A 24,534-nucleotide genomic window follows, 5' to 3' on the forward strand; every position below is an offset into this window, starting at 1 on the left:
GCCGAGCTCAGCATTCTCCCCAGAACCGAGCACGATTTTTGCAATTTTTCGCGCGCGCGGGCGCAACCCACATGTTATAGTAAACAAAACCCGATCAGAGGTTGAGACGAGACGATGAGCAGTATGACCGTTGGGCTGGATGACAGCCTGCGCCAAAAAATCATTGAAAAGCCCGATATGGTGCTGGACGACCCCAACGTGATGCGCGCGCTGGTGGCCGCGAATGAGCGCGCCATGGGTTCCAACATCGTTGATCTGCGCGGCATTGCGATGGAGCGGCTGGAAACCCGGCTTGATCGGCTTGAAGACACGCACCGGTCGGTGATCGCAGCCGCCTATGAGAACCTCGCAGGAACCAACCAGATCCATCGCGCTGTGCTCCGGCTGCTGGACCCTGAGAGTTTTGCGAGTTTTATGGAGATTTTGCGCGGCGATCTGCGTGATATCCTGCGCGTCGATGCGCTGGCGCTGATTCTGGAAACCACGCAAGAAGAGGCGGGAGCCGCAGTCGAACGCGTTGGTGACATCTTAAAGTTCACCGAAGCCGGATTCGTAGAGTCCTACCTGTCACAAGGCCGCACCTACGGCGGCGATCGCTGCGTGACTCTGCGCCAGATTAAGGCAGGACCTACGCGCATCTACGGCGACCGCGCCCCCGATCTGCGTTCTGAGGCTTGTCTGCGTCTTGATCTGGGTGCTGGTCGCCTGCCCGGCCTACTGGTTTTCGGCGCAGAAGATCCGCATCAGTTCACCCCGCAACATGGCACCGACCTGCTGACCTTTTTTGGCGGTGTATTTGAGCGCTGCATGCGCCGCTGGCTGTCTTGAGCACGGGTGATCCCACATTGATTTCTCCTGCGGCGCGCGATGCGCTGCAGATCTGGCTCGACGGTCTCGGCGCGCTGGAGGGAGCAGCCGACAACACCCGCACCGCCTATCGCGGCGACGTGGTAGATTTCCTCGCTTTCATGAGCCTCCATTTTGGTGGCCCGCAGGGGCTTGGTGCGCTGAGCCAGATTACCACAGCGGATATGCGCGCATGGATGGCTTCGTCCCGCAATGCGGGCACAGGCGCGCGTTCTCTTGCCCGCAAGCTCTCTGCTGTGAAAAAGTTCTACGGCTGGCTGGCCAAACGCGAGGGATTTGAACCTACGGCGGTTCTGTCCACGCGTTCGCCAAAGTTTCAAAAGAAACTGCCACGCCCGCTTGATAAAGACGCCGCACGGGCGATGATTGATACGGTTGAGCTACAATCCCAACAGGATTGGGTCGCCGCGCGGGATGTGGCTGTTGTTACTCTGTTGTATGGTTGTGGTCTGCGTATATCCGAGGCGCTTGGGCTGCTTGGCAAAGACGCCCCCCTCCCCGCAACCCTCAGGATCAAAGGCAAAGGCGGCAAAGAGCGGATCGTACCGGTGCTGCCCGCTGCACAACAGGCCGTGAGTCGCTATTTGAAACTCTGCCCGCACCCGCAAGAGGCCAGCTTGCCCTTGTTTCGTGGCGTGCGCGGTGGCGGGCTGCATGCGCGTATGATCCAAGGCGTAGTCGCCGATGCCCGCAGGCAACTGGGCTTACCCGCAACCGCGACCCCGCATGCCATGCGCCACAGTTTCGCGACTCATCTTCTTGAGGCCGGGGGCGATCTTCGTGCGATTCAGGAATTACTCGGCCACGCATCGCTCTCCACGACGCAGGCTTATACCGCGGTGGATACGGCTCATTTGATGGAAGTCTATGCGCGGTCGCATCCCAAAGCGTAACCCGCTCAACAGTGCAGAGGTTTCTGCGTGATCGTGTTTGAGGGAACCGATTGAAGCAAAACGCAAGGCTTGCTCTGCGCTTCTGGGTTGCGGGTTACGGCGAAATTCGTCATCACGGGCGAATGACGATTGAACTCCGTGCCCTGTCCGTCCACCTCCTGACTGCAACCGGTGCTGTATTTGCCATGCTGGCGATGCTTGCAGCGGTCGATGCAAAATGGGATCTGATGTATCTCTGGCTGGTGGTGGCCTTTGCCGTCGATGGTGTAGATGGCCCCCTTGCGCGACACTACGACGTGAAGCGTAATGCGCCGCAGTTCGACGGTGTGCTTTTGGACCTCATCATCGACTATCTCACATATGTGTTCATCCCCGCATTCGCGCTGTTTAAATCCGATCTCATGTCAGGTTGGACAGGCTGGGCGGCGATCATCGTCATTACCTTCACCAGCGCGATGTATTTTGCCGACACCCGCATGAAGACGAAGGATAACTCCTTTTCCGGCTTTCCCGGCTGCTGGAACATGCTGGTTTTGGTGATTTTTGCGCTGGAACCCAATCACTGGGTTAGCCTCGGTCTGGTCACGCTATTGTCGGCCACCCAGTTCTTGCCCCTAAAGTTCATCCACCCCGTTCGCACAGAGCGCTGGCGCGTGATTTCCCTGCCCATTGCGTTGGTTTGGACCGCTCTGGCTGGTTGGACAGCTTGGGTGCAATTTGCGCCCGGTCAGTTGGTCCATTGGGCGCTATTGGTGACATCGGTCTATCTGCTGTTTGTTGGCATCGCCCAGCAAATCATCCCCTCGCGGGACTGAGACCAGCCCCACCAAACCCCGATCTGAAGCACGAAATCGCGCGCTGACGTGTTAATTGGCGTGACTTTTTACTGATCTTTTCCGCTCGAAAGCGCCGAATGCAGGTTCGGTAAACCGGCTGTTAAGCATAACTCGTGAAAGTCATGGGGTATGTTTTGTTTCCGAGTTTTGGCGCAGGAGTGCGAACATGTCGATGCAAGAAGACAGTTCTTCGGTCAACGCCCGCCAGCAAGCAGCTGTCGATGGCTACAGGGCCTTTGGTAATAGCATGGCCACGCAGCAACTTGCGCGTGCGATGGCGGAGCTTCGCGAATCCGCTGCCGGTGCCCACTTCCCGCGCGAAGCTGCACCAAATGACCGGCCAGCAGCCCCCAAACCCATCGCGAGCGAGCAGGACACTGCACAGCAGACCTTTCTGGCGCATCGCAATCTGCACCGAATGTCTGAGCGTGAGGCAAGCCGTCTCTATGCGGGGGCCAAGGCGGTTATTTGATATCCCCAGTCCCAAGGATCATCAGGGCAGAACACCTGAGCCTTAGGTGAAATCGCCTGCAAAAACCGGATCAGGATACCCCACCCGCGCCAAATACAAGCCGTGCCCCGGACAGACCGGACCGCAAGCGGACCGATCTTTGGCAACAAGCGCATCGCGGACATCTTCGGGCGTCCATGCTCCCGCGCCAACACGCTCCAGTGTCCCGACAAAACTCCGCACCTGATTGTGCAGGAAACTCCGCGCACGCACATGAAAATGCACCTCTGGGCCAGAAAGGCCCTGCACATGTTCCACCCGCAACTCATCCAGCGTCTTCACTGGGCTTGCCGCCTGACAGATGGAGGAGCGGAACGTGGTAAAATCATGATTGCCCAGCAGCATGTCAGCGCCAGCCTGCATCGCTTCAACGTCCAGTTTGTGGTTGATCTGCCAGACCTGCCCGGCATCATGGGTCGCGGGCGCGCGGCGCATCAGGATCCGAAACAGATACTGCCGCTCTATCGCACTGAACCGGGCGTGCCAGTCATCATCTACCAGCGCGGCGTCTACAATCGCTATGGGATCGGGCTTCAAGTGATAATTCAGCGCCTCACTCAGACGGAACGGGGCCCAGTCCTTTTGCAGATCACAATGGGCAACCTGCCCTAACCCGTGAACGCCTGTATCCGTACGCCCCGCCGCAGCGATTGTATGCTCGCCCGGCTCCAGCTTGGCCAAGGCAGCTTCAATCGCGCCCTGCACGGAGGGCTGATCCTTTTGCCTCTGCCATCCGGCAAAAGGCTTTCCATGATATTCGACTTTGAGAGCAATACGCGGCATGGGCGCGAGGTACCCCGCCAAAGCAAAACTGGCAAGCCCCGCGCCGCCACCTTGCACTGCGAGGCTGGCAACCCCATCCCAGCATGCTTATGTTCAGTCCCTAAGGCTGTGACGAGAAACTTCGGTACGAACGCTTTCTCGGGCAACACAGCGATTGACAGGCAGGGGGCAGAAAGTGTCGCGAGGAACAGGCGTTACAGGATTGGCTGCAGATGTGGCCGACGGAGTTTTGCGAGGCGCGGAGACATTGGGCGGGGCATTGGCCAGCCCCTTTGCCGCACCGTCATTGCGACTGGGTGTTACTGGCCTTGCCCGGGCGGGTAAAACCGTCTTTATCACCTCACTGGTCGCCAATCTGATCAACCGAGGGCGCATGTCCCAGCTTTCGGCACATCAGGATGGGCGCATCGAGGCCGCCTATTTACAGCCGCAGCCGGATGACACTGTTCCACGCTTTGATTTTGAAAATCACCTCGCCGCTCTCACGGGGCCGGAGCCGCATTGGCCCGACAGCACGCGCGCGGTGTCCGAGTTGCGTCTGAGCCTGCGCATTCGGCCCAGCGGATTGTTTGGCGGGGTCACAGGGCCACGCATCCTGCATCTGGACATTATCGACTATCCGGGCGAGTGGCTGCTGGATTTGTCGTTGATGGACAAGGATTACGCGAGTTGGTCGGCCGACGTCCTGCGCCGGATCGAAACCCGCGAAGAAGCCAAAGCCTTTAAAGCCGCTATTAAAGCGGCCTCACCCGCTGAGGCCCACGATGAACCCGTCGCGCAGGGGTTGGCCGCCGCTTTTGCAGACTACCTGCAGTCCGCACGCAAAGCCGGATATTACGATTGCACGCCGGGGCGGTTTTTGTTGCCCGGCGATCTAGCAGGCTCGCCCGTGCTCACATTCGCGCCACTGCCTTCGGGCGAGGCCCCGCGGGGCAGCCTCGCACGCGAAATGGCCCGCCGGTTCGAGGCCTATAAAGCTCAGGTGGTACGCCCCTTCTTTCGCGATCATTTTTCCCGCATCGACCGGCAGGTGGTGTTGGTCGATGCCCTCGGTGCGTTGCATTCCGGCCCCCCCGCCATGGAAGACCTGCGCCGGGCGATGACGGATATCCTGAGCACCTTTCGCCCCGGTTCCAACCGGTTCCTCAGCCAACTGCTGCGCGGCAAACGGGTGGAGAAGATCCTGTTCGCCGCCACCAAGGCCGATCACCTGCACCACCTGCAGCACCCTCAACTTACCGCCATTATAGAGGCGTTGACTGCAGAAGCCCGCGACCGCGCGCAATTTGCGGGCGCAGAGACCGCGGCGCTCTCCCTCGCGGCATTGCGTGCCACGACAGAGGAAATGCGCCCCCATGACGGGACAGAGCTACCCTGCGTGCGCGGGATCTTGGCTGAAAACGGCAAAGCTGCTGCGCTCTATCCCGGTCGCTTGCCAGAGGATCCCCGGCACCTGCTGACCCCGGCACGGCAGGGTGCGGAAAACTGGCTCGACGGGAGCTATGCCTCTATGCGTTTTGCCCCGCAGCCACTGACGCTCAAGCCAGGTGACGGGCCGCCCCACATTCGACTGGATCGGGCCGCAGAATTCCTGATCGGTGATCGCCTGTGACCTACGTTTTGCGCCCCGCAACACCGCTCGATGCCAGCAAGATCGGCGAAATCCTCTATCGTTTTGAACATGAAACGCCATGGATGCCCAAAGAACATTCGCGGGTTGAGGCGATCGCCTTTTGTGACCGTATGATCTCGCGCGGGTGGGTCACTGTGGCCGAAGATTGCTCTACAGACATGATCCTTGGGTTTTGCGCGCAGGATGGGGCAGAGGTTTGTTCTCTTTATCTGTCGCCAGAGCACACCGGTTGCGGCATCGGCAAACGATTGCTGGACCACGCGAAACGACAGACCTCAATACTGAAGCTTTGGACCTTTCAGGCCAATCTCGCAGCCCAGCGGTTTTATTTGCGCGAAGGGTTTGTCGAGAGCAAACGCACGGATGGTCAGCGCAACAGCGAAGGCCTGCCGGACATCGAGTACCATTGGTACACCCAAGAGATGGAGACCGCCACATGAGCCGCGACCCCATTGTATTTGACGTAGAACCCGACGATCAAACGGCTCCGAATGTCAGCGAGGCTCCACCGGTGCCTGATCTTGATGCACCCACAGCGGTGCAAACCTCGGTCACCGCACTGGGCAAAAACAAGCGCTCCGGCTGGGGCGGTTGGATCTGGGGGCTGGTCGCCGGTCTGATCACCACCATCGCGACGGTGGCTGCGTGGGACTATGCCAACAGCCTGCTCGACCGGATGCCTGTGCTCGGCCTTGTCTTTACGGCAGCATTTGCAGGACTTGCCCTTGCGGCACTGGCCTTTTGTGCCAAAGAACTGGCCGCGGTTGGTCGGGTTCGCCGCGTCGAAGGGTTGCGACAGGGGTGTCGCGCGGCGCGTGGCGGCACCTTGAAAGAGGCGCAAACGCAGATCGCGGCATTACAGCGGTTTTACAACGGGCGCGCGGATCTGGAATGGGGTCTGCGCACCCTCAATGAGCGAAAAGACGAGATCCTCGATGCGGATGCATTGGTTGACCTTGCCGAAGTAGAGCTGATGCGTCCGCTGGACGCGCGCGCGGTCGCAGAAGTCGAAGCCGCAGCCCGCCAAGTAGCAGGAGTCACGGCACTGGTTCCGTTAGCATTGGCAGACGTGCTGACCGCATTGGTTTCAAGCCTGCGCATGATCCGGCGCATTGCTGAGATTTACGGCGGGCGGTCTGGCCTATTCAGTTCATGGCGGCTCACGCGTGCAGTGCTCTCTCATCTGGTTGCAACCGGTGCGGTTGCGATTGGCGACGACCTGCTAGAGCCGATCCTTGGTGCGTCTGTGCTTTCCAAACTCTCTCGTCGCTTTGGAGAAGGTTTGGTGAACGGTGCATTGACCGCACGGGTTGGCATTGCAGCGATTGAAGTTTGCCGTCCCATGGCCTTTGAAAATCAGCAAAAACCACGGCTGGCAAAGGTGCTTCAGCGAGCGCTCAGCGGCTTTGCCAAGTGATTTCCGAGCAATACTCTCGCATTTCAGCATCCGACAAAATCTATCAACTATTTGAAAATAAACAAAAAATATCTTGCACTCCCCCAATTTAGAATCTATCTAAGTTACAGAGCCAAACACGGCCCTGCCCTTAGGGCCGTTCAGCCAAGGAGAGTGATATGACTACTTCCGCATGCAGCAGCTGTGCCTTCTATGAAGACCACAAAGCCAACAATGAACAGACGCTGGAAAACGCCGGTCTGTGCCGCTTCAACCCGCCGGTCTTTCAACCAGAAGCAGCAGAGCGTGGGTACTGGCCCGTTGTCAAAAAAGACGACTGGTGCGGTCATTTTGAAAACGAAGCTGCCTGATCGCAGGGCAGCCCAGTGATTTGAGCAAACGCCAGCCAAGCCAGCCAGTTCGCCAGACATCTCCCTCGCCCGCCAGCATTCGCCAGCCAGCCCGGTAGATATCCAGCCCACTCGCAAGCACGCCAGTCATGCTCAAATCAGTACAGCAAGCCAGCCCGCGTTTCATCGCCAGCCCGCTCGCTATATCAAGCCGCCTGAGGGTCCCCTCCGGCGATTTCTTTATGGAATGCGCCTCCGCGCGATCCGAGACATTCAGATCAGCCGGGGTGGCTCTCCCTTTGGCTGGCGCATCGATTCAATGCCGGTGCGAAACCCTTCGCCTATACGATCTGCCAAATGCCCCCACTGCATGGCCTGCTCAGCGCTGAGTTCACGATTGAGCACGTTGTGAAACAAACCGAGCCAAATGGGGAAATGCTCTGGCTTCACATCTGGACGGGCCAGATGCTCTCGCATCGGGAACCCATCGTAGACCCGCTCGCGCAGGATAGCATTGCGCCAGAAATTGGCGATTTTTGCCTCATGCTCCGGCCAATCGGAGACATGCGCTGCGAACACTGGGCCGATGACAGGATGACGCCGTACCTCGCTGTAAAAGACGCGCACGACACGCCGGATATCACCCGCCGTAATGTCGAAACGAGCCAATGGATGCGCATCCTGCATAGTCTCTCCGCTCCGCTCTGATAGCGCCCTCAAGGTAATAATAAAAACGCCCTGCAAAAAGGGGCGCATAGCGTCGCACCCTGCTGGATCCGCAGACGCACTTTACCCTTGCGCCGCAAGCCCCTATAAGCGCCCTCATGACACCGACTGCAACACGACGTGTGGCCATCATTATTCGAATTATAAACCCGGCGCTCTGAGTAGACGAGACGCCGGGCAAAGGTGCTTGAGTGATCGCACCGAACCGAATATCCCCAAACCGACCCGTTGATGCAAAAGGACGCCACCGATATGTGCGCCGAAAAAACCGAAGCCACGCCCGAATACAAAGACACGCTGAACCTTCCCAAAACCGATTTCCCCATGCGCGCAGGCCTGCCCAAGCGCGAGCCCGCATGGCTGGAACGCTGGGAGGAGATCGGCGTCTATGATCGTCTGCGCGAAAAGAAAGGCCGCCAGCCTTTCGTCCTGCACGACGGCCCCCCCTATGCAAACGGCCATCTGCACATTGGCCATGCGCTCAACAAGACCATCAAGGACATGATCGTCCGCTCGCATCAGATGATGGGTTTTGACAGCCGCTATGTGCCGGGCTGGGATTGCCACGGTCTGCCGATTGAGTGGAAAATCGAAGAGCAGTACCGCAAGAAGGGCAAGAACAAGGATGCGGTGCCGGTCATCGAATTCCGTCAGGAATGCCGCAAGTTCGCCGAGGGCTGGATCGACATCCAGCGCGAAGAGTTCAAGCGTCTGGGCATCACCGGCAACTGGCCAAACCCCTATATCACCATGGATTATCATGCCGAGGCGGTGATCGCCGAGGAATTCATGAAGTTCCTGATGAACGGCACGCTCTATCAGGGCTCCAAGCCCGTGATGTGGTCGCCGGTTGAAAAAACCGCGCTGGCCGAGGCCGAGGTCGAGTATCACGACAAGGAAAGCTTCACCATCTGGGTGAAGTTCAGGGTGACGCAAGCTCAGAAAGGCGACGGAAATAATTTGTGGCCTCAAGAAATGGCTGCGGGACGGCACTATGCCGCAGAACCGCAAACCGTTCGGGAAGATTTATTGGATGCTCAGGTTGTAATCTGGACCACTACTCCTTGGACCATGCCATCGAACAAAGCCGTGGTTTACGGCAAGGACATTGCCTACGGTCTCTATGAGGTGACCGGTACGCCGGACGAATGCTGGGTCAACGTAGGCGACAAATATCTTCTTGCCGACAATCTGGCAGCAGATGTGTTCAAACGCGCCCGCCTTTCAGAAGATCAGTATACGCGTGTGGCGGACGTCTCTGCCGATGACCTCGCCGGCATCGGTCTCGCCCACCCGCTCGCTGGGGCCGAAGGTGCCAACGGTGAATGGGATGATATCCGCGACTTCCGCGCTGCTGATTTTGTGACCGACACCGAAGGCACCGGCTTTGTGCACTGCGCGCCCAGCCACGGGATGGAGGAGTTTGAACTCTACCGTGATCTTGGGATGCTGGAGCAGGTCATCACTTATAACGTGATGGACGATGGCGGCTTCCGCGACGATCTGCCGTTCTTTGGCGGCAAATACATCCTTAACCGCAAGGGGGGCGAAGGCGACGCCAACAAGGCGATCATCGACAAGCTGGTCGAAGTCGGCGGCCTGCTGGCGCGTGGTAAGATCAAGCACAGCTACCCGCATTCCTGGCGCTCCAAGGCGCCGATCATCTATCGCAACACCCCGCAGTGGTTTGCCGGTGTGGACCGCAAGCTGGATGATGGCATGGGCGACTATGGCGACACCATCCGCGAGCGCGCGCTGCGCTCGATCGACGAACTGGTAAAATGGACGCCGCAGACCGGCCGCAACCGCCTCTATTCGATGATTGAGAACCGCCCGGACTGGGTGCTCTCGCGTCAGCGCGCATGGGGCGTTCCGCTCACTTGCTTCACCAAAAAGGGCGCACTGCCTACGGATGCAGACTATCTTCTGCGCAATGACGAGGTAAACGCCCGCATCACCGCCGCGTTTGAGGAAAACGGCGCGGATGTCTGGTATGAGGACGGTTTCAAAGCCAAGGTGCTCGACGGGATCGTGAACCCGGATGACTATGAGCAGGTCTTTGATGTTCTCGACGTGTGGTTCGATTCCGGCTCGACCCATGCCTTTGTGCTGCGCGACCGCGAAGATGGCACCGAGGACGGGATTGCCGACGTCTATATGGAAGGCACCGACCAGCACCGTGGCTGGTTCCATTCCTCGTTGCTGCAGGCCTCTGCCACCAAAGGTCGCGCGCCCTATCGCAACGTGGTGACGCATGGCTTCACGCTGGATGAGAAGGGCATGAAAATGTCCAAGAGCCTCGGCAACACCATCGTGCCCGAGGAAATCGTCAAGCAATACGGCGCAGACATCCTGCGTCTCTGGGTGGCCCAAACCGACTACACCGCCGACCAGCGGATCGGTGCGGAGATCCTGAAAGGCACTGCCGACAGTTACCGCCGCCTGCGCAACACCATGCGCTACATGCTCGGTAGCCTCAGCGATTTCAGCGAAGATCAGCGGGTAGAGCCTGCAGACATGCCCGAGCTGGAGCAATGGGTACTGCACCGCCTGGCCGAACTCGATCACACCGTGAAAGCGGGTTATAAAGCGTTTGACTTCAACGGTGTGTGGCAAGCGATCTTTAACTTTGCCACTGTGGATCTGTCGGCCTTCTACTTCGATATCCGCAAGGATGCGCTCTATTGCGATGGCGACACGTTGAACGCCCGCGCCGCACGAACGGTGCTGGATATCCTGTTCCACCGCCTCACCACGTGGCTCGCACCGATCCTTGTGTTCACGATGGAAGAGGTCTGGCTGGAGCGCTTCCCCGGTGAGGACAGCTCGGTTCATCTGGTGGATATGCCGGACACGCCGCGCGACTGGATCAACGAACCTCTGGCCGCCAAATGGGCCAAGGTGCGTCAGGCGCGTCGCGTTGTGACCGCTGCCCTTGAGGTTCAGCGTACTGATAAGGTGATCGGTGCGTCGCTAGAGGCTGCGCCCGTGGTGCATGTGCGCGAGGCGGATGTCTTGGCGGCGCTGGAGTCGGTGAATTTTGCCGATGTCTGCATCACCTCTGGCGTGCAGTTGACCAATGACCCAAGCCCGGCAGAAGCCTATCGTCTGCCGGAAATCGAAGGGGTCTCAGTTGTCTTTGAAAAAGCCGAAGGCGAGAAGTGCCAGCGATGCTGGAAGATTCTGCCAGATGTGGGCACGCACGCCCATCCGGGCACCTGTGGCCGCTGCAACAGCGCGCTCGGGAGCTGATAGGCAGCACACACTAGAAGAAGCAAAAACGCCCGGAGACACATCTCCGGGCGTTTTCATTTGGTGCGTCACCAAGAGTCCGTTCAGGTGGCAATCCGGGATAAGACGTCTTGAGTGTTGGTATACATTTCCTGTGCAAAACTGCCTGAGGAAATGCCACGAAAGACATTATCCTGCGCATCCGCAGCTTGCTGCCGCATCTGACTGTTCAGCAAATTCTCCAGCGGCGGCAGGCTGATCGGGTCAAGTGCGTCTGGCAGCGGTGGCAGGGGCCCTTCCGCTCGGATCGCATTCTCAGACGAAGGCACGGCAGATGCGCTGTCGTAGGCTGCAAGACTATCGCTGCTGAACAGTGAATCCAGATCACGATCTTTTGGCGCTGGGTCATCGCTCAGGAAATTGCCCAAGCGACTATTGGCAAACTCAGCACCCGTGGCGCCGCTACCATTCGACGACAGAGCCACCGTATCTGTCACGGTAAAGACAACCGGCGTGATATTGCTCGAGGGCACGCCAGAATAGGGGCGCATTGCTGTAATCATCTCAGTTCCTTTCCACCTGCGTGTCGGGTCGAGACTTCCCAGTTTGGGGGTCACAGGAATTATACCTGAGAAAACGTAGCTTCGGGCGCGATCAATAGGCTTTTAGGTATTTCATCCAGATACGGGAGATAGCCTATCGCTACGGAGCCAGTATCTTTTTTGCGCGTTCATAGTTCTGGCGCGCGATCAAGGCACTCATCGGGATCGGCCCCTCAACGCTGCCTGATATGAGACCTTGTAAATACCGGGATTGCGCAATGCTGCCTGCGCAGCTCGATGTTATATCTTCATGTTCGATGACTGTAACAGATTTTTCTTTTAAATCAGGGTCGTGTAGGACAACTTCCTGCTGGTTCAACGCTTGTTCGCGCTGGATGGCGAATGCCAGCCCCTTTGACTTGCCAGTCGTCAAAGCGTCCCCGGCTTCCTGCGGGGCATTCTGCTCCCGCAGGGATTTATGCGACGGAACGACACCCTGCGTATGGCCCCGCAACATGCGGTAGACCCCAAGGTCGGCGGTGACAGGGTTCATGGATCTGCTTTCGGTCGCACAAATTATGTTCATTGCATTTTAAGAAAATTTTCAACGCGGTCACTGAAATAGCGTGGTCTCCGGCACGCGCAGGAGGATAGCTCACCGCTGCGAAGGTCGTGCTTACCTCTCCCATAGGATGGACGCATGGCGTGGCTGCAGACGAACAAAGCCCTCCCGGAGGGGAGGGCTTTGCGGGAGCGATCACAGACCGCTATGTGGTGCGGGTGTTACTCTGCCGCTTCGGCGTAATCGTCCATCGGCGGGCAGGTGCATACCAGATGGCGGTCGCCGTAGACATTGTCGACGCGGTTGACCGGCGGCCAGTATTTGTCGACGCGGAAGGCCCCCGGAGGGAAGCAGCCCTGTTCGCGCGAATAGGGGCGATCCCAGTCTTTCACCAGATCTTCCATCGTGTGCGGGGCGTTCTTCAGCGCGTTGTTTTCGCGCGGCATCTCGCCTGCTTCGACGGCCTTGATCTCATCCCGGATCGACAGCATCGCCTCAATGAAACGGTCCAGCTCAGCTTTGGTTTCCGATTCCGTCGGCTCCACCATCAACGTGCCCGCAACCGGCCAGCTCATGGTCGGCGCATGGAAACCGCTGTCCATCAGGCGCTTGGCCACATCGTCAACGGTCACATCCGCACTGTCGGCAAAGGGACGGGTGTCCAGAATGCACTCATGCGCAACCCGGCCGGTCGGCCCCTTATAGAGGACGTCATAGGCCCCTTCGAGCCGCTTCGCGAGGTAGTTCGCCGACAGGATCGCCACCTTGGTCGCCTGCGTCAGACCCGCGCCGCCCATCATCAGGCAATAGGCCCAGGAGATGGTCAGGATCGAGGCCGACCCCAGCGGAGCCGCCGAAACCGGTCCCTCAACACCGCCGGTTTCCGGATGGCCCGGAAGATGCTCGATCAGGTGCGATTTCACCCCGATCGGTCCCATGCCGGGGCCGCCGCCGCCGTGCGGGATGGCAAAGGTCTTGTGCAGGTTCAGGTGACTCACGTCACCGCCCAGATCGCCCGGACGGCTGAGGCCCACCATGGCGTTCATGTTGGCACCATCGATATAGACCTGACCGCCGGAGTCATGGGTGATCTTGCAAACCTCATGCACGGTTTCCTCGAACACACCATGGGTCGAGGGATAGGTGATCATGCAGCCCGCAAGGTGCTCGGCATGTTTTTCTGCCTTGGCGCGGAAATCCTCAAGGTCGATATCGCCCTTCTCGTCGGACTTTACCGGAACCACTTTCCAGCCCACCATCTGCGCCGACGCCGGGTTGGTGCCATGGGCGCTCATCGGGATCAGACAGATGTTGCGATGCCCCTCACCCCGCGCCTTGTGGTAGGCGGCGATGGTCAGCAGGCCCGCATATTCCCCCTGCGCGCCGGAGTTCGGCTGCATGGAGATCGCATCATAGCCGGTGATATCGCAGAGCTTGGAGGACAGATCGGTGACCAGCTCCCCATAGCCTTCCTGCTGATCGGCAGGTGCAAAGGGATGGATGGTCGAAAATTCCGGCCAGCTCAGCGGCATCATCTCTGCGGCCGCGTTCAGCTTCATGGTGCAAGACCCAAGCGGGATCATCGCACGGTCCAGCGCCAGATCGCGGTCCGCGAGGCGACGCATATAGCGCATCATCTCGGTCTCGGCCCGGTTCATGTGGAAGATCGGATGCGTCAGATATTCCGTCTTGCGGTGCATGTTCTCAGGCACGCGGTACTCGGGGCTGAAATCATCATCCGCACGCAGGATACCAAAGGCGCGCCAGACCGCCTCGATGGTCTCGGGGCGCGTGGTCTCATCGACAGAGATCCCCACACGGGTTTCACCCACGCGACGCAGGTTGATGCCCTCATCAACGGCGGATTTCATCACCGCCGCCTGCAGCGGGCCGACATCCACGGTGATGGTGTCAAAGAACGCCTGTGGGTCGACTTTGAAGCCGGCCTCTTCAAGACCTTTGGCCAGACGCACGGCCTTGCGATGAATGCGTTGAGCGATTGCCTGCAGACCTTTTGGGCCGTGGAAAACTGCATACATCGACGCCATCACCGCCAGCAGCGCCTGCGCGGTACAAACGTTGGAGGTCGCCTTTTCGCGGCGAATATGCTGTTCGCGGGTCTGAAGCGACAGACGATAGGCTTTGTTGCCATGTGCGTCGACAGACACGCCGACGATGCGGCCCGGCATGTTGCGCTTGTAGGCGTCCTTGGTCGCCATATAGGCCGCATGCGGACCACCTGCGCCCACCGGCACGCCAAAGCGTTGGGTGGAGCCAACTGCAATATCCGCACCCATCGCGCCCGGCTCTTTCAACAGAGTCAGCGACATCGGGTCAGCCGAAACAACGGCGATGCCCTTGTGTTCATGCAGCTTGGCGATGTGATCGGTGAAGTCACGCACGTGGCCATAGGTGCCCGGATACTGGAACAGCGCACCAAAGACCGCTTCGGGGTCCATCTTGTCGGGGTTGCCGACGATGACCTCGATCCCCAGCGGTTCAGCGCGGGTTTTTACCACCGCGATGTTCTGCGGGTGGCAGTCGCGGTCCACAAAGAAGGCCTTTGCCTTCGACTTGGACACGCGCTCCGCCATGGTCATCGCTTCGGCGCAGGCGGTGGCCTCGTCCAGCAGTGATGCGTTGGCAATCTCCAGACCGGTGAGATCCGAAATCATCGTCTGGAAGTTCAACAGTGCCTCAAGGCGACCCTGCGAGATCTCGGGCTGGTAGGGCGTATAGGCCGTGTACCACGCAGGATTTTCCAGAATGTTGCGCTGGATCGCAGGCGGGGTCACGGTGCCGTGGTAGCCCTGACCGATCAGCGAGGTCATCATCTTGTTCTTGCCTGCGACCTCACGCATGTGAAACAGCAACTCACGCTCGGACATCGGGCGACCAAAGTCCAGCGCCGCTTTCTGGCGGATGGATTTCGGCACGGTCTCGTCGATCAGCGCATCAAGGCTGTCGGCACCAACCACCTTGAGCATCTCGGCCATTTCTTCGGGCGAGGGGCCGATATGGCGCCGGTTGGCAAAATCATAAGGAAGGTAATCTGTCGGTTCGAAAGGCATCTTTTGCCTCCTTCAGGGTCTGTCAGATCTCGGAATTAAAGGCATGCAACAACAGGTCGGGCGCGCCCGGTGATGCCCTCGCAGGTAAAGGACGGGCCCGCACCAGTTGGCGGCGGGCCCGGAAACATCAGCCGATGAAGTCTTTGTAGCCGGCCTCATCCATGTAGTCGTCCATCGGCGACATGTCGGAAACCTTGAGCTTGAAGAACCACGCCTCGCCTTCCGGGTCGTCATTGACCTTGGAGGGCGCGTCCACGATGGCCTCGTTCACTTCGACAACTTCACCGTCCAGAGGCGCAAGAATGTCGGAGGCGGCTTTGACGGATTCGATCACCACGATCTCATCGTCTTTGGAGACTTCGCTGCCGACTTCGGGCAGTTCAACAAAGACCACATCGCCCAGTTGCTCTGCCGCGTGCGCGGTGATGCCAACGGTCACGATCTCGCCTTCGACCTGCAGCCATTCGTGTTCTTCGGTATATTTCATGGGTTCTCTTCCTGTGTTGGCCGTTCTTTTCGGGGACGGGTGTTCAGCGTTTAAAGTTGGCTGCCACAAAGGGCAGTTTTGCGACGGTGATCGGCACGCGCTTGCCGCGCAGTTCACCGAATATCTGGGTCTCTAGGGCTGCGTGCTCTGCCGTGACATAGCCCATAGCGACAGGGCCGCCCACGGTTGGACCAAAGCCACCAGAGGTTATGGTGCCGATCGGCGCGCCACCTTCGGCAGCAGCATAAAGCACAACGCCTTCGCGCATCGGCGCGCGACCTTCGGGCTTCAGGCCCACACGCTTGCGCGGAGCATTCCCGCCGAGATCGCCAAAGACCGCATCCGCACCGGGAAAGCCGCCCGCGCGGTCGCCACCCGGGCGACGCACCTTCTGGATGGCCCAGCCAAGCGCGGCCTCAAACGGGCGCGTTTCGGTGTCGATGTCGTGACCATATAGGCAAAGACCGCCCTCAAGCCGCAGCGAGTCCCGCGCACCAAGGCCGATCGCCTCAACATCGGGCTGTTCCAGCAGCGCGCTGGCAAACTGCGCCGCCACCGCCTCAGGTACGGAGATTTCATAGCCGTCTTCGCCGGTGTAGCCGGACCGCGAGATCCACAGCTCGGCCCCCGCATAGTCAAATGTCGCCACATCCATGAATTTCATCGCCGCAACACCGGGAACCAGCGCCTCCAGGGCCGCCTCGGCAGCCGGGCCTTGCAGGGCCACAAGCGCGCGGTCGGTAACCGGCTCGACGCTGATTTCAGGTTCCAGCGCGGCTTTCATACGGGCGATGTCGGCGTCTTTGCAGGCGGCGTTCACGACCACAAACAGATGGTCGCCACGGTTGGCAAACATCAGGTCATCCTCGATACCGCCCGCATCATTGGTGAACAGACCATAGCGCTGACGGCCCCCAGAAAGCCCCAGCACATCCATCGGCACCAGTTTTTCAAAAGCGTTTGCGACGGCCTCATAGCTCTCACCGCGCAGGATCACCTGCCCCATATGGCTGACATCAAAAAGCCCGGCCTTTTCGCGCGTATGGGTATGTTCCTTCATGATCCCCAGTGGATATTGCACGGGCATGGAATAGCCTGCAAAGGGCACCATCTTGGCCCCGAGGCTTTCGTGCAATTCAGTAAGGGGGGTGGTCTTCAGATCCGACATTTCGGCCTGCCTTCCGCGTCTGCGGCCGGTGCGGTCAAATCACAACATGTCAACGCGTCGTTTGGCATCCGGCATCCAAGGTTTTGCACAGGCTCCGCCTGCACGCTTTGATGCCCCCTCTGTCCCTTCGCCTGAGATCGTTATCCCTTCGGCGTCCCGGTCTGGCCGGGCCCTCTCCAGAGTAGTTACGCGCACACGGTCCTTTTGGCCTGAGAGTTTCCGGGGCGGTTGCTCCTTCGGCACCGAATTCCTTGGCGAACGGCCCTGGATCGGTTCTCCCATGTACTGCGGCGGACGCTACCAGTGGGCTGCATCTGACGCAAGACGGAATCGGTCCCCATCCTGTCGCAAATGGTTACCTATTTTGCCATCAAGGCAATTGTATCAAGCGACAAGCATTATTGTGCGGGTGGATTGCCGGACGCAAAAAGCGCTGCCATAGCTTTGCGCATGAAGATAGCGATCAACGGATTCGGCCGTATTGGCCGCACGATCTTACGTCAGATCCTGACCAGCCCACGTGGCTCCGGGATTGAGGTGGCTTGCATCAACGACATCACCGACCCTGAGATGTGCGCCTATCTGTTTCAATACGACAGTACATTTGGCCCCTACCCCGGCGAAGTCTCGCTGGAAGACGGTGCGCTCTGTGTTGACGGCAGGCGTATCCCGCTCCATCAGCAAGCCAATGTGACCAATCTGGACCTCTCTGGCGTTGATCTCCTGATGGAATGTACTGGCATCGCGCGCACCACGGATCTGGCAGAACGTGGTCTGACAGCCGGAGCGAGCAAAGTCCTGATTTCAGGGCCTTCCCCTGCGGCAGAGGTCACTGTGGTCTATGGTGTGAATGATGATGCGCTCACCGGTGCGCAGATCGTATCGAATGCGTCCTGCACCACCAATGCGGTGGCTGGCCTCGTGCAACTGGTCGATGAGGTCGCGGGGATCGAAACAGGTCACATGACGACGATCCATTGCTATACCAACTCCCAACCCATGGTGGACACCCCGCGCGGTGATTTCGCCAGATCGCGTGGTGGCGCGCAGTCCATGGTGCCCACCACAACCTCTGCCATGCATCTGATCGATGTTGTCCTGCCCCATCTGGCCGGGCGCATTTCGGGCGCGGCTGTGCGGGTTCCTACTGCAAGTGTCTCTGCGGTGGATCTGGTGGCCTCCCTTCGGAGCGACTGGGAAGAGGCGCGCTTGCTGGCTGCGCTCAAAGACGCCGCCGCGCATTCCCCCATTCTCGGCTGGACCGAACAACCTCTGGTCTCATCCGATCTGCGCGCGCGTCCAGAGTCGCTGATCATCGCCGCACCAGAGGCCCGCATGGTCGGTGGCCAACAATTGCGGATTTTTGGCTGGTACGACAACGAGTGGGGTTTTTCGGCCCGTATGCTAGATGTGGCACGCGCCATGCACTCAGGCGCGTAATCGGCAAATTTCCGCCACCACAGGCCCACATCGCAACCTCACGTAGAACCATTCTGCGGGCGGAGGTTTTACGGCGCAGGTCAAGCGTGTAGCGTCAAACGCACATGCCGTGCGCCGGTTTTAGCCAACCGCGGCCCAACAGTTCATACGATTGCCCGCTGCCGGAGACTTCATGATCAGCTTTCGCCATTCGCGCCGGACCGCATTGACCCTGTGTCGCGCCCTGCGTCCTCTTTCACTGGCAATCGGCTTTAGCGCAGCATTGCATACGACCCCGTTGATTGCGCTTGAGGCAAATCTCACCGCACCCAAAGCGACTGAGGACCTCACCGACCGGTTGCGTGCGTCCAGCGCGGCACTGGGACTTGGCAACAACTCGGAAATTCAAGAAGTCATCGCCGCCTCTCTGTCTGATTATCGCACGTTGGTGCAGGTGCTCTATGATGCCGGGTATTTTGCACCGGTGGTGAACATCCGAATTGACGGTCGCGAGGCCGCAGCAATCAACCTGCTCAACCCGCCCAAGGCCATCAAAAATATCGCCATCACCGTCGATCCGGGGCCTGCATTTGTGTTTGGCCGCGCGGAGGTTGCCCCTTTGCCGACGGGCGCTAAGGCCACCTTGCCTGAAAATTTTGCACCCGGACAACCGGCCAGCACCGGCGCTATTCAGGAAGCCGCCACCGCAGGCCTGAGCGCATGGGATCGTGCGGGCCACGCCAAGGCTGAACTGGCCAGCCAGTCGATCACCGCAGATGCCGTCAAACACCGGCTGGACGCAGAACTCCGGATCGCACCGGGACCGCAACTGCGCTTGGGCAAGCTCAGGATAAAGGGCGAGTCTGACGTGCGACGTGAGGCCATGCAACGCATTGCAGGTTTTGCAACCGGGCACACGTATCACCCTGACCTCGTTGCCAAAGCGGCCAATCGCCTGCGTCGCACCGGAGCGTTTTCAACCGTTGCGCTACGACAGGCCGAAACCCCGAACCCAGATGGGTCGCTCGATTTCATCGCCGAAGTAGAAGATCTGCCCAAACGTCGTTTCACCTTTGGGGTGGAGATTTCCTCCTCCGAAGCGATGGAACTGAGCACCAGTTGGATGCACCGAAACCTGTTTGGGGCTGCGGAACGTTTGAAAATCGATCTGTCGGTCAGCGGTATTGGCACCAGCGACATCGACAGCAGCATCACTGCTCGCCTTGATCGCCCCGCCGCTCTTGGGACAGACCGAACCCTGTTTTATGTCGGCGCACTCGAACAACTGCGTGAGGAGCATTATTCGGCCCGCAGCGCAACCGCAGCCATCGGGGTGCGGCGCACGGTCTCAGATACAACCTTCGTCGAAGGCGCTCTGGGGGTGCGATATGTGAAAGCAGATGACGCCTATGGCAATAACCGCGAGTTTAAATACCTCGCTGCGCGTCTGCGGGGCGAAAAAGACAAGCGCGACATCAAGACCAACCCGACTTCCGGGTATTATCTGGACGGGGAAATCGTCCCCTTTGTCGGGATTTCCGGTGGCGATCCGGGTGTGCAGATCAATATCGACGCGCGTGGCTATAAGGCGCTTGGCAGTTCTGATCGCGTGGTGCTTGCGGGGCGGGTGCAACTGGGATCCGTTATTGGTCCCGACCCCAGTGATGTATCGCCAACCTTCCTCTATTTTTCGGGCGGGGCCGGGTCCGTACGTGGGCAAGAATATCAGTCGCTTGGCATCGACACCCCCGGTGGCACCGCTGGCGGGCGGTCCTACCTCGCCCTTTCCGGCGAGGTGCGCGGGCGTATCACTGACAGTATCTCGCTGGTGGGCTTTTATGATGTTGGTTTTGTAGACCAGAACAGCTTTATCAGTGGCGACAGCGAATATCATGCGGGTGCCGGGATCGGCCTGCGCTACGATGTGACCGGAATTGGCCCCATCCGACTGGATCTCGCAATGCCCGTCTCCGGCGACACTGACGACGGCTTGCAGTTTTACATTGGCATAGGACAGGCGTTTTGAAACATAAGTTCCGCAGCCTCATTGTCATCGGCGGCCTGACCGCCAGTACCGCGCTGACACCGGTGTCCCTGATGGCGCAGGACGCCTCCGAGTCCGGTGGCCTTCTGGTCTCGTTCTTGGAGGATACGCTTTCTGGCAATAGCCGCGCCATTAGCGTTCAGGGGCTGGAGGGCGCATTTTCCTCACAAGCCAAGATCGCCAAACTGACAGTGTCCGACGAGGACGGCGTCTGGTTAACAGTGGAAGGGGCCGAACTGGATTGGAACCGTCTGGCATTGGTGCGCGGTCGTTTCTCTGTGAACCACCTCAAGGCGGATCGTATCATCGTCGAGCGCAGCCCCAAATCGCTGCCTGCCGACCCGGACCTGCCCACACCAGAAGCCACGCCCTTTTCACTGCCTGAATTACCCGTAGCGCTGGAGATTGGCGAAATCGCAGCCAATGAAATCCTGCTGGGCGAGGAACTTGCCGGGCAAGAAGCGGCCCTATCCGTCAATGGCGCGCTGACACTCGCTGATGGTGCATTGGATACCAACCTGCGCGTCGCGCGGCTGGACCGGCGCGGCGATGCATTGACGCTGAAGGCCTCATTCGCGAACTCGACGGAGCAACTGGCACTTGATCTCGCCCTGAACGAGGCATCTGGCGGGCTGTTGTCGACCGTCATGGACCTTCCCGGCCGTCCGGATCTGAGCCTGGCGGTAAAGGGCGAAGGGCCACTGGCCGATTTCACCGCAGACATCGGTTTTGCCACCAATGGTAACGACCGGATCACCGGCACCGTCAGTCTCGCGGGGCTTGCGGATGTGGCGGGTGGCGCGCAGGCAGGACTGGCATTCGCCGCTGATCTGGGCGGCAATATCGACCCGCTCCTGCCACCGGATTATCGCCCCTTCTTTGGCCCCGGCCTGCGCGCCAATATGAAAGGGCGCACCTTGGCCTCCGGTGGCGTTGAACTGGACAATCTTGTTCTGCGCACCCGCGCATTGCAAATGACCGGGGCGCTGTTGCTTGAGGGTGGCAACTTGCAGACCGCCAACCTCAAGGCCGCCATCACGCCACCGCAGGGTCAAGCCGCTGTGATCCTGCCGGTTTCGGGCGCAGACACCACCGTTGCTGCCGTCACCATGGATTTGAAAAAGCCCGAAGGCGAAAACTGGACGATCAACGCAGAACTCGACAGCCTGCGCACCCCAGACATGAGCATCAAACGCGCTGTCATCAGCGCTGCGGGCGAATTGGACCAAAGCGCAGGATTCGCGCTGGATGGTGCCCTTGATGCCCGTCTCAATGGATTTGTTCTTGCAGATCCAGCCCTTGCGGCAGCAACAGGCAGCGATCTGACGCTGAGTGCGCGTCTAACCACCGAAGATGGTGCGGATTTCCTGATCCGTGACCTCGACCTGCAAGGCGATACATATGCCGCACGTGGAGAACTGAGATTTAACGGCGTCGAGGGCGACGTACGTATCGCAACCGAACTGGCGCTTGAGGCGGAAAACCTGACCCGCTTCTCCGACATTGCCGGGCTTGATCTGTCGGGTGCGGCCACCGCAGATGTCACTGGGCATTACCAGCCGCTCAGTGGGGCATTTGGTGTGGATCTGTCACTGCTCGGACAGGATCTTGGCACTGGCATCGCGGATGTGGACCCGCTTTTGGTGGGCGATAGCACGCTAAAGCTGGTCGCCGCACGTGATACCGCAGGGCTGCGCATTGACCAGTTCGATTTAAAAACCGCCGAAGTAACTGCCAACGGGCAAGGGACGCTGGACAGTGGCGAAGGCGCGCTGCGTCTGGATGCCAAGCTCGCCAAACTCGAACGCTTTGTAGCGGAACTTCCCGGTCCACTGACACTGGCCGCGAATTTCGACCGCACCGGAGACCGTCTTGATGGCACCGTGGAATTGCGCGGGCCGCGCAAAACTTCGATGGATCTGGACGGCAGCTTTACCCTCGCCGGGGCGGCTGACTTTGGCTTTGAGGCTTTTGTCGGCGCGCCAGAGGCCTTTGCGCCACAACTGGCCGGAGCGCCACTGATTGCCGAAGGCACCGCAAGCCGACGTGAGGCACAATGGACAGGACAAGCCTATGTGAGCGCAACCGGCGGCGCACGCGCACGCATCAAAGGCGGCTTTAGCGAAACAGACGGTGCAGTTGATCTTGATCTTTCAACTTTGATCGCACGGGTCGAACAATTTGCCCCCTCAATCAAAGGCGAAGCGACAGCAAAACTGACCGCAACCCGACGCGATGGGCAATGGCAGGCAGAAGGCGATGTGACCGCCCCCGGTGAAACCACCGCGCGGTTTGATGGTGCTTTTACGGAAAGCTCTGGCGATGTTGATCTCGACCTAAAAGCTGAGGTGGCGGATGTGCGCGCCTATGCGCCCACCCTACCCGGCCAAGCCTCAGCCGATATCTCTGCGACCCGGCGCGCAGGAGAATGGAAGGGCGGTGGTGAAATCACCGGCCCAGCGGGTGCCTCTGCCAAGGTGGACGGCCAGTTCGATGAAGCTGACGGCTCTGCCCGCGTGAATTACGACGCTGTGGTACGGCAACTGCAACAAATTGTACCGGGGCTGGACGGGGTCCTCACTGCCAAAGGGGACGCCAGCCGCACCGATGGGGTATGGACGATCGAGAGCACCGCTGACGGTCCGCTTGGGATCGACTCTCGCGTTGCCGGCACATGGGATGAGACCCAGTCCATTGCAGATATCACCGCCAAAGGTTCGCTGCGGCTGGAAGGCGCCAACGCCTTTTTGAAACCTAATCTGATCAAGGGACTTGCGCGGTTCGATCTAACCTTGCGCGGCCCGGCACAGCTCAATTCACTCAGCGGCACAGTGACGACATCCAATGCACAACTGGTTCTGCCACAGGCCGCACAGGCCATTGATGGCATTTCTACCCGCATCGCGCTGAACAACGGCTCCGCCTCTCTCGCGCTCTCCGCCCGCCCCCGCGATGGCGGTCGCGTGGAGGTTAATGGTCCCGTATCTCTTAACGCGCCCTATTCGGGCGACTTGCGCATTTCACTATCCGACGTGGTTCTGACCGATAACCTTTCCTATGACACCTCGCTTGGGGGGCAGCTGCGCCTGTCGGGGCCACTTGCGGGAAACAGTAGCCTCACGGGTCGTATTGATGTGGGCGAGACGAGCTTTAACCTCAACACCGCCGGTGGTGCCGTTTCGGCCGCCCCCATCCCGCCCATTCGTCATAAGGGCCAGTCCCGCGCGCAAATCGCCACCAGATCCCGCGCTGGCCTGATTGAGACAGGGTCAGGTGGTTCAGGAGGCAACAGCAATATTGCCCTCGACGTGTTGATCAATGCACCAAACAAGATTTTTGCCAGAGGCCGTGGCCTCAACGCGGAATTGGGCGGTGCGATCACCCTGCGCGGGACCACCTCTAATCTGGCACCTTCCGGGCAAATCGGCCTGATCCGGGGTACTTTTGATATTCTTGGACGCCGATTGAACCTTGATGAAGGTCGCATCACCTTGCTGGGTGATCTGAAGCCCTATCTGGAGTTTGTATCCAGCGCCAATACGGAACAAGGCACCGCAACGCTCTCGATCTCCGGTCAGGTTGACAGCCCGCAGATCGAGGTCACATCAGAGCCGCCGCGCCCCAGCGAAGAAGCGCTGGCCCTGCTGCTGTTTGGTGACAACATTCAGGACATCTCGCCTCTGGCGCTGGCCCGTCTGGCCAGCTCAGCGCTCACATTGAGTGGCCGAGGTGGCGGCGCGAATAAGGCGCTGCGCAACAGCACCGGAGCAGACAACGTCGATATCGGCGTCGACAACCTCGGCGTTGGCCAGCTTGGTCTGGGTGGGTATCTTGCAGATAACATCTATACCGATGTGAATGTGAGCGCAGAGGGTAACAGCGAGTTGTCGATCAACCTTGACCTCACCAAGTCACTCACCGTGACAGGCAAGGCCGATAGCGAAGGTGAAACCGGGCTTGGGGTGTTCTTCAAACGGGATTATTAAAGGGGGCTGACCCCAATCCTGCACCGCCA

At 59.4% G+C, this 24,534-nt stretch carries 19 protein-coding genes and 1 riboswitch; of the genes, 12 read left to right on the forward strand and 7 right to left on the reverse strand.

Annotated features, from left to right (window positions below; translation table 11 throughout):
- Positions 1-114: 114 nt before the first annotated feature.
- The 4 genes from K529_RS11370 to K529_RS11385 all read left to right on the forward strand — a co-directional run bounded on the left by K529_RS11370 (position 115) and on the right by K529_RS11385 (position 3,068).
- Positions 115-828: a DUF484 family protein gene (locus tag K529_RS11370; protein WP_040642919.1), complete on the forward strand. Its 714-nt coding sequence runs from the start codon at positions 115-117 to the stop codon at positions 826-828.
- The gene (locus tag K529_RS11375; protein WP_009177488.1) at positions 825-1,760 is read left to right on the forward strand and encodes a tyrosine recombinase XerC; all 936 of its coding nucleotides are present in this window, start codon (positions 825-827) and stop codon (positions 1,758-1,760) included. Before K529_RS11370 ends, K529_RS11375 begins: the two co-directional genes overlap by 4 nt.
- Positions 1,761-1,882: 122 nt before the next feature.
- Positions 1,883-2,575: a CDP-alcohol phosphatidyltransferase family protein gene (locus tag K529_RS11380; protein ID WP_005632991.1), complete on the forward strand. Its 693-nt coding sequence runs from the start codon at positions 1,883-1,885 to the stop codon at positions 2,573-2,575.
- 187 nt (positions 2,576-2,762) lie between these two features.
- On the forward strand, positions 2,763-3,068 hold the full coding sequence (locus tag K529_RS11385; RefSeq protein ID WP_005632989.1) for a hypothetical protein: 306 nt from the start codon (positions 2,763-2,765) through the stop codon (positions 3,066-3,068).
- 42 nt (positions 3,069-3,110) lie between these two features.
- On the opposite strand, the gene truA is transcribed toward K529_RS11385, so the two are convergent.
- Positions 3,111-3,890 (reverse strand): tRNA pseudouridine(38-40) synthase TruA, encoded by a 780-nt coding sequence (gene truA / locus K529_RS11390; protein WP_005632988.1) that lies wholly within the window; start codon positions 3,888-3,890, stop codon positions 3,111-3,113.
- Between the two features lie 175 nt (positions 3,891-4,065).
- Here truA and K529_RS11395 point away from each other — a divergent pair, with 175 nt between their 5' ends.
- The 4 genes from K529_RS11395 to K529_RS11410 all read left to right on the forward strand — a co-directional run bounded on the left by K529_RS11395 (position 4,066) and on the right by K529_RS11410 (position 7,290).
- Positions 4,066-5,502, forward strand: a complete 1,437-nt coding sequence (locus K529_RS11395; RefSeq protein WP_227512317.1) for a YcjX family GTP-binding protein — start codon at positions 4,066-4,068, stop codon at positions 5,500-5,502.
- Positions 5,499-5,963, forward strand: a complete 465-nt coding sequence (locus K529_RS11400) for a GNAT family N-acetyltransferase (protein ID WP_005609520.1) — start codon at positions 5,499-5,501, stop codon at positions 5,961-5,963. Before K529_RS11395 ends, K529_RS11400 begins: the two co-directional genes overlap by 4 nt.
- Positions 5,960-6,940, forward strand: a complete 981-nt coding sequence (locus K529_RS11405; RefSeq protein ID WP_005609521.1) for a YcjF family protein — start codon at positions 5,960-5,962, stop codon at positions 6,938-6,940. The genes K529_RS11400 and K529_RS11405 overlap by 4 nt, the downstream gene beginning before the upstream one ends.
- Before the next feature lie 158 nt (positions 6,941-7,098).
- Entirely contained in the window at positions 7,099-7,290 is a 192-nt protein-coding gene (locus tag K529_RS11410) for a hypothetical protein (RefSeq protein WP_005609522.1), read from the forward strand.
- Between the two features lie 252 nt (positions 7,291-7,542).
- Here the strand turns inward: K529_RS11410 and K529_RS11415 are convergent, their stop codons facing one another.
- Positions 7,543-7,956 (reverse strand): group III truncated hemoglobin, encoded by a 414-nt coding sequence (locus K529_RS11415; RefSeq protein WP_005609523.1) that lies wholly within the window; start codon positions 7,954-7,956, stop codon positions 7,543-7,545.
- A 291-nt stretch (positions 7,957-8,247) separates the two neighbouring features.
- Here K529_RS11415 and ileS point away from each other — a divergent pair, with 291 nt between their 5' ends.
- Complete coding sequence (gene ileS / locus K529_RS11420; RefSeq protein WP_005609524.1) at positions 8,248-11,247, forward strand: isoleucine--tRNA ligase; 3,000 nt, start codon at positions 8,248-8,250, stop codon at positions 11,245-11,247.
- Positions 11,248-11,330: 83 nt separating this feature from the next.
- Here the strand turns inward: ileS and K529_RS11425 are convergent, their stop codons facing one another.
- From K529_RS11425 to gcvT, 5 genes are all read right to left on the reverse strand, one after another.
- Positions 11,331-11,789 (reverse strand): hypothetical protein, encoded by a 459-nt coding sequence (locus tag K529_RS11425; protein WP_005609526.1) that lies wholly within the window; start codon positions 11,787-11,789, stop codon positions 11,331-11,333.
- A 139-nt stretch (positions 11,790-11,928) separates the two neighbouring features.
- Entirely contained in the window at positions 11,929-12,321 is a 393-nt protein-coding gene (locus K529_RS11430) for a hypothetical protein (RefSeq protein ID WP_005609528.1), read from the reverse strand.
- A gap of 230 nt (positions 12,322-12,551) precedes the next feature.
- Positions 12,552-15,401, reverse strand: coding sequence for an aminomethyl-transferring glycine dehydrogenase (gcvP, locus tag K529_RS11435; RefSeq protein ID WP_005609531.1), 2,850 nt, complete (start codon positions 15,399-15,401; stop codon positions 12,552-12,554).
- Positions 15,402-15,528: 127 nt separating this feature from the next.
- Positions 15,529-15,888 carry a glycine cleavage system protein GcvH gene (gcvH, locus tag K529_RS11440; RefSeq protein WP_005609533.1) on the reverse strand — a complete coding sequence of 120 codons (360 nt, stop codon included), beginning with the start codon at positions 15,886-15,888 and terminating at the stop codon, positions 15,529-15,531.
- A gap of 43 nt (positions 15,889-15,931) precedes the next feature.
- Positions 15,932-17,056 (reverse strand): glycine cleavage system aminomethyltransferase GcvT, encoded by a 1,125-nt coding sequence (gene gcvT, locus K529_RS11445; RefSeq protein ID WP_046002101.1) that lies wholly within the window; start codon positions 17,054-17,056, stop codon positions 15,932-15,934.
- A 186-nt stretch (positions 17,057-17,242) separates the two neighbouring features.
- Positions 17,243-17,347: riboswitch (glycine riboswitch) on the reverse strand.
- Between the two features lie 159 nt (positions 17,348-17,506).
- Here gcvT and K529_RS11450 point away from each other — a divergent pair.
- The 3 genes from K529_RS11450 (at position 17,507) to K529_RS11460 (ending at position 24,505) form a co-directional block, all read left to right on the forward strand.
- Positions 17,507-18,496 carry a type I glyceraldehyde-3-phosphate dehydrogenase gene (locus K529_RS11450; RefSeq protein ID WP_040641924.1) on the forward strand — a complete coding sequence of 330 codons (990 nt, stop codon included), beginning with the start codon at positions 17,507-17,509 and terminating at the stop codon, positions 18,494-18,496.
- A gap of 172 nt (positions 18,497-18,668) precedes the next feature.
- On the forward strand, positions 18,669-20,501 hold the full coding sequence (locus K529_RS11455; RefSeq protein ID WP_005616746.1) for an autotransporter assembly complex protein TamA: 1,833 nt from the start codon (positions 18,669-18,671) through the stop codon (positions 20,499-20,501).
- The gene (locus K529_RS11460; RefSeq protein ID WP_005616748.1) at positions 20,498-24,505 is read left to right on the forward strand and encodes a translocation/assembly module TamB domain-containing protein; all 4,008 of its coding nucleotides are present in this window, start codon (positions 20,498-20,500) and stop codon (positions 24,503-24,505) included. Before K529_RS11455 ends, K529_RS11460 begins: the two co-directional genes overlap by 4 nt.
- Positions 24,506-24,534 lie beyond the last annotated feature (29 nt).

This window comes from Tritonibacter mobilis F1926, assembly GCF_000376545.2.
Lineage (GTDB): Bacteria > Pseudomonadota > Alphaproteobacteria > Rhodobacterales > Rhodobacteraceae > Epibacterium > Epibacterium mobile.

Excerpts from the sequence above, each read along its gene's own strand:
- gcvP (WP_005609531.1), bottom strand. The coding sequence starts at position 15,401 with ATGCCTTTCGAACCGACAGATTACCTTCCTTATGATTTTGCCAACCGG.
- K529_RS11455 (WP_005616746.1), top strand. The coding sequence starts at position 18,669 with ATGATCAGCTTTCGCCATTCGCGCCGGACCGCATTGACCCTGTGTCGC.
- K529_RS11430 (WP_005609528.1), bottom strand. The coding sequence starts at position 12,321 with ATGAACCCTGTCACCGCCGACCTTGGGGTCTACCGCATGTTGCGGGGC.
- K529_RS11385 (WP_005632989.1), top strand. The coding sequence starts at position 2,763 with ATGTCGATGCAAGAAGACAGTTCTTCGGTCAACGCCCGCCAGCAAGCA.
- K529_RS11415 (WP_005609523.1), bottom strand. The coding sequence starts at position 7,956 with ATGCAGGATGCGCATCCATTGGCTCGTTTCGACATTACGGCGGGTGAT.
- K529_RS11450 (WP_040641924.1), top strand. The coding sequence starts at position 17,507 with ATGAAGATAGCGATCAACGGATTCGGCCGTATTGGCCGCACGATCTTA.
- K529_RS11370 (WP_040642919.1), top strand. The coding sequence starts at position 115 with ATGAGCAGTATGACCGTTGGGCTGGATGACAGCCTGCGCCAAAAAATC.
- gcvT (WP_046002101.1), bottom strand. The coding sequence starts at position 17,056 with ATGTCGGATCTGAAGACCACCCCCCTTACTGAATTGCACGAAAGCCTC.
- gcvH (WP_005609533.1), bottom strand. The coding sequence starts at position 15,888 with ATGAAATATACCGAAGAACACGAATGGCTGCAGGTCGAAGGCGAGATC.
- K529_RS11410 (WP_005609522.1), top strand. The coding sequence starts at position 7,099 with ATGACTACTTCCGCATGCAGCAGCTGTGCCTTCTATGAAGACCACAAA.
- K529_RS11405 (WP_005609521.1), top strand. The coding sequence starts at position 5,960 with ATGAGCCGCGACCCCATTGTATTTGACGTAGAACCCGACGATCAAACG.
- ileS (WP_005609524.1), top strand. The coding sequence starts at position 8,248 with ATGTGCGCCGAAAAAACCGAAGCCACGCCCGAATACAAAGACACGCTG.
- K529_RS11380 (WP_005632991.1), top strand. The coding sequence starts at position 1,883 with ATGACGATTGAACTCCGTGCCCTGTCCGTCCACCTCCTGACTGCAACC.
- truA (WP_005632988.1), bottom strand. The coding sequence starts at position 3,890 with ATGCCGCGTATTGCTCTCAAAGTCGAATATCATGGAAAGCCTTTTGCC.
- K529_RS11425 (WP_005609526.1), bottom strand. The coding sequence starts at position 11,789 with ATGATTACAGCAATGCGCCCCTATTCTGGCGTGCCCTCGAGCAATATC.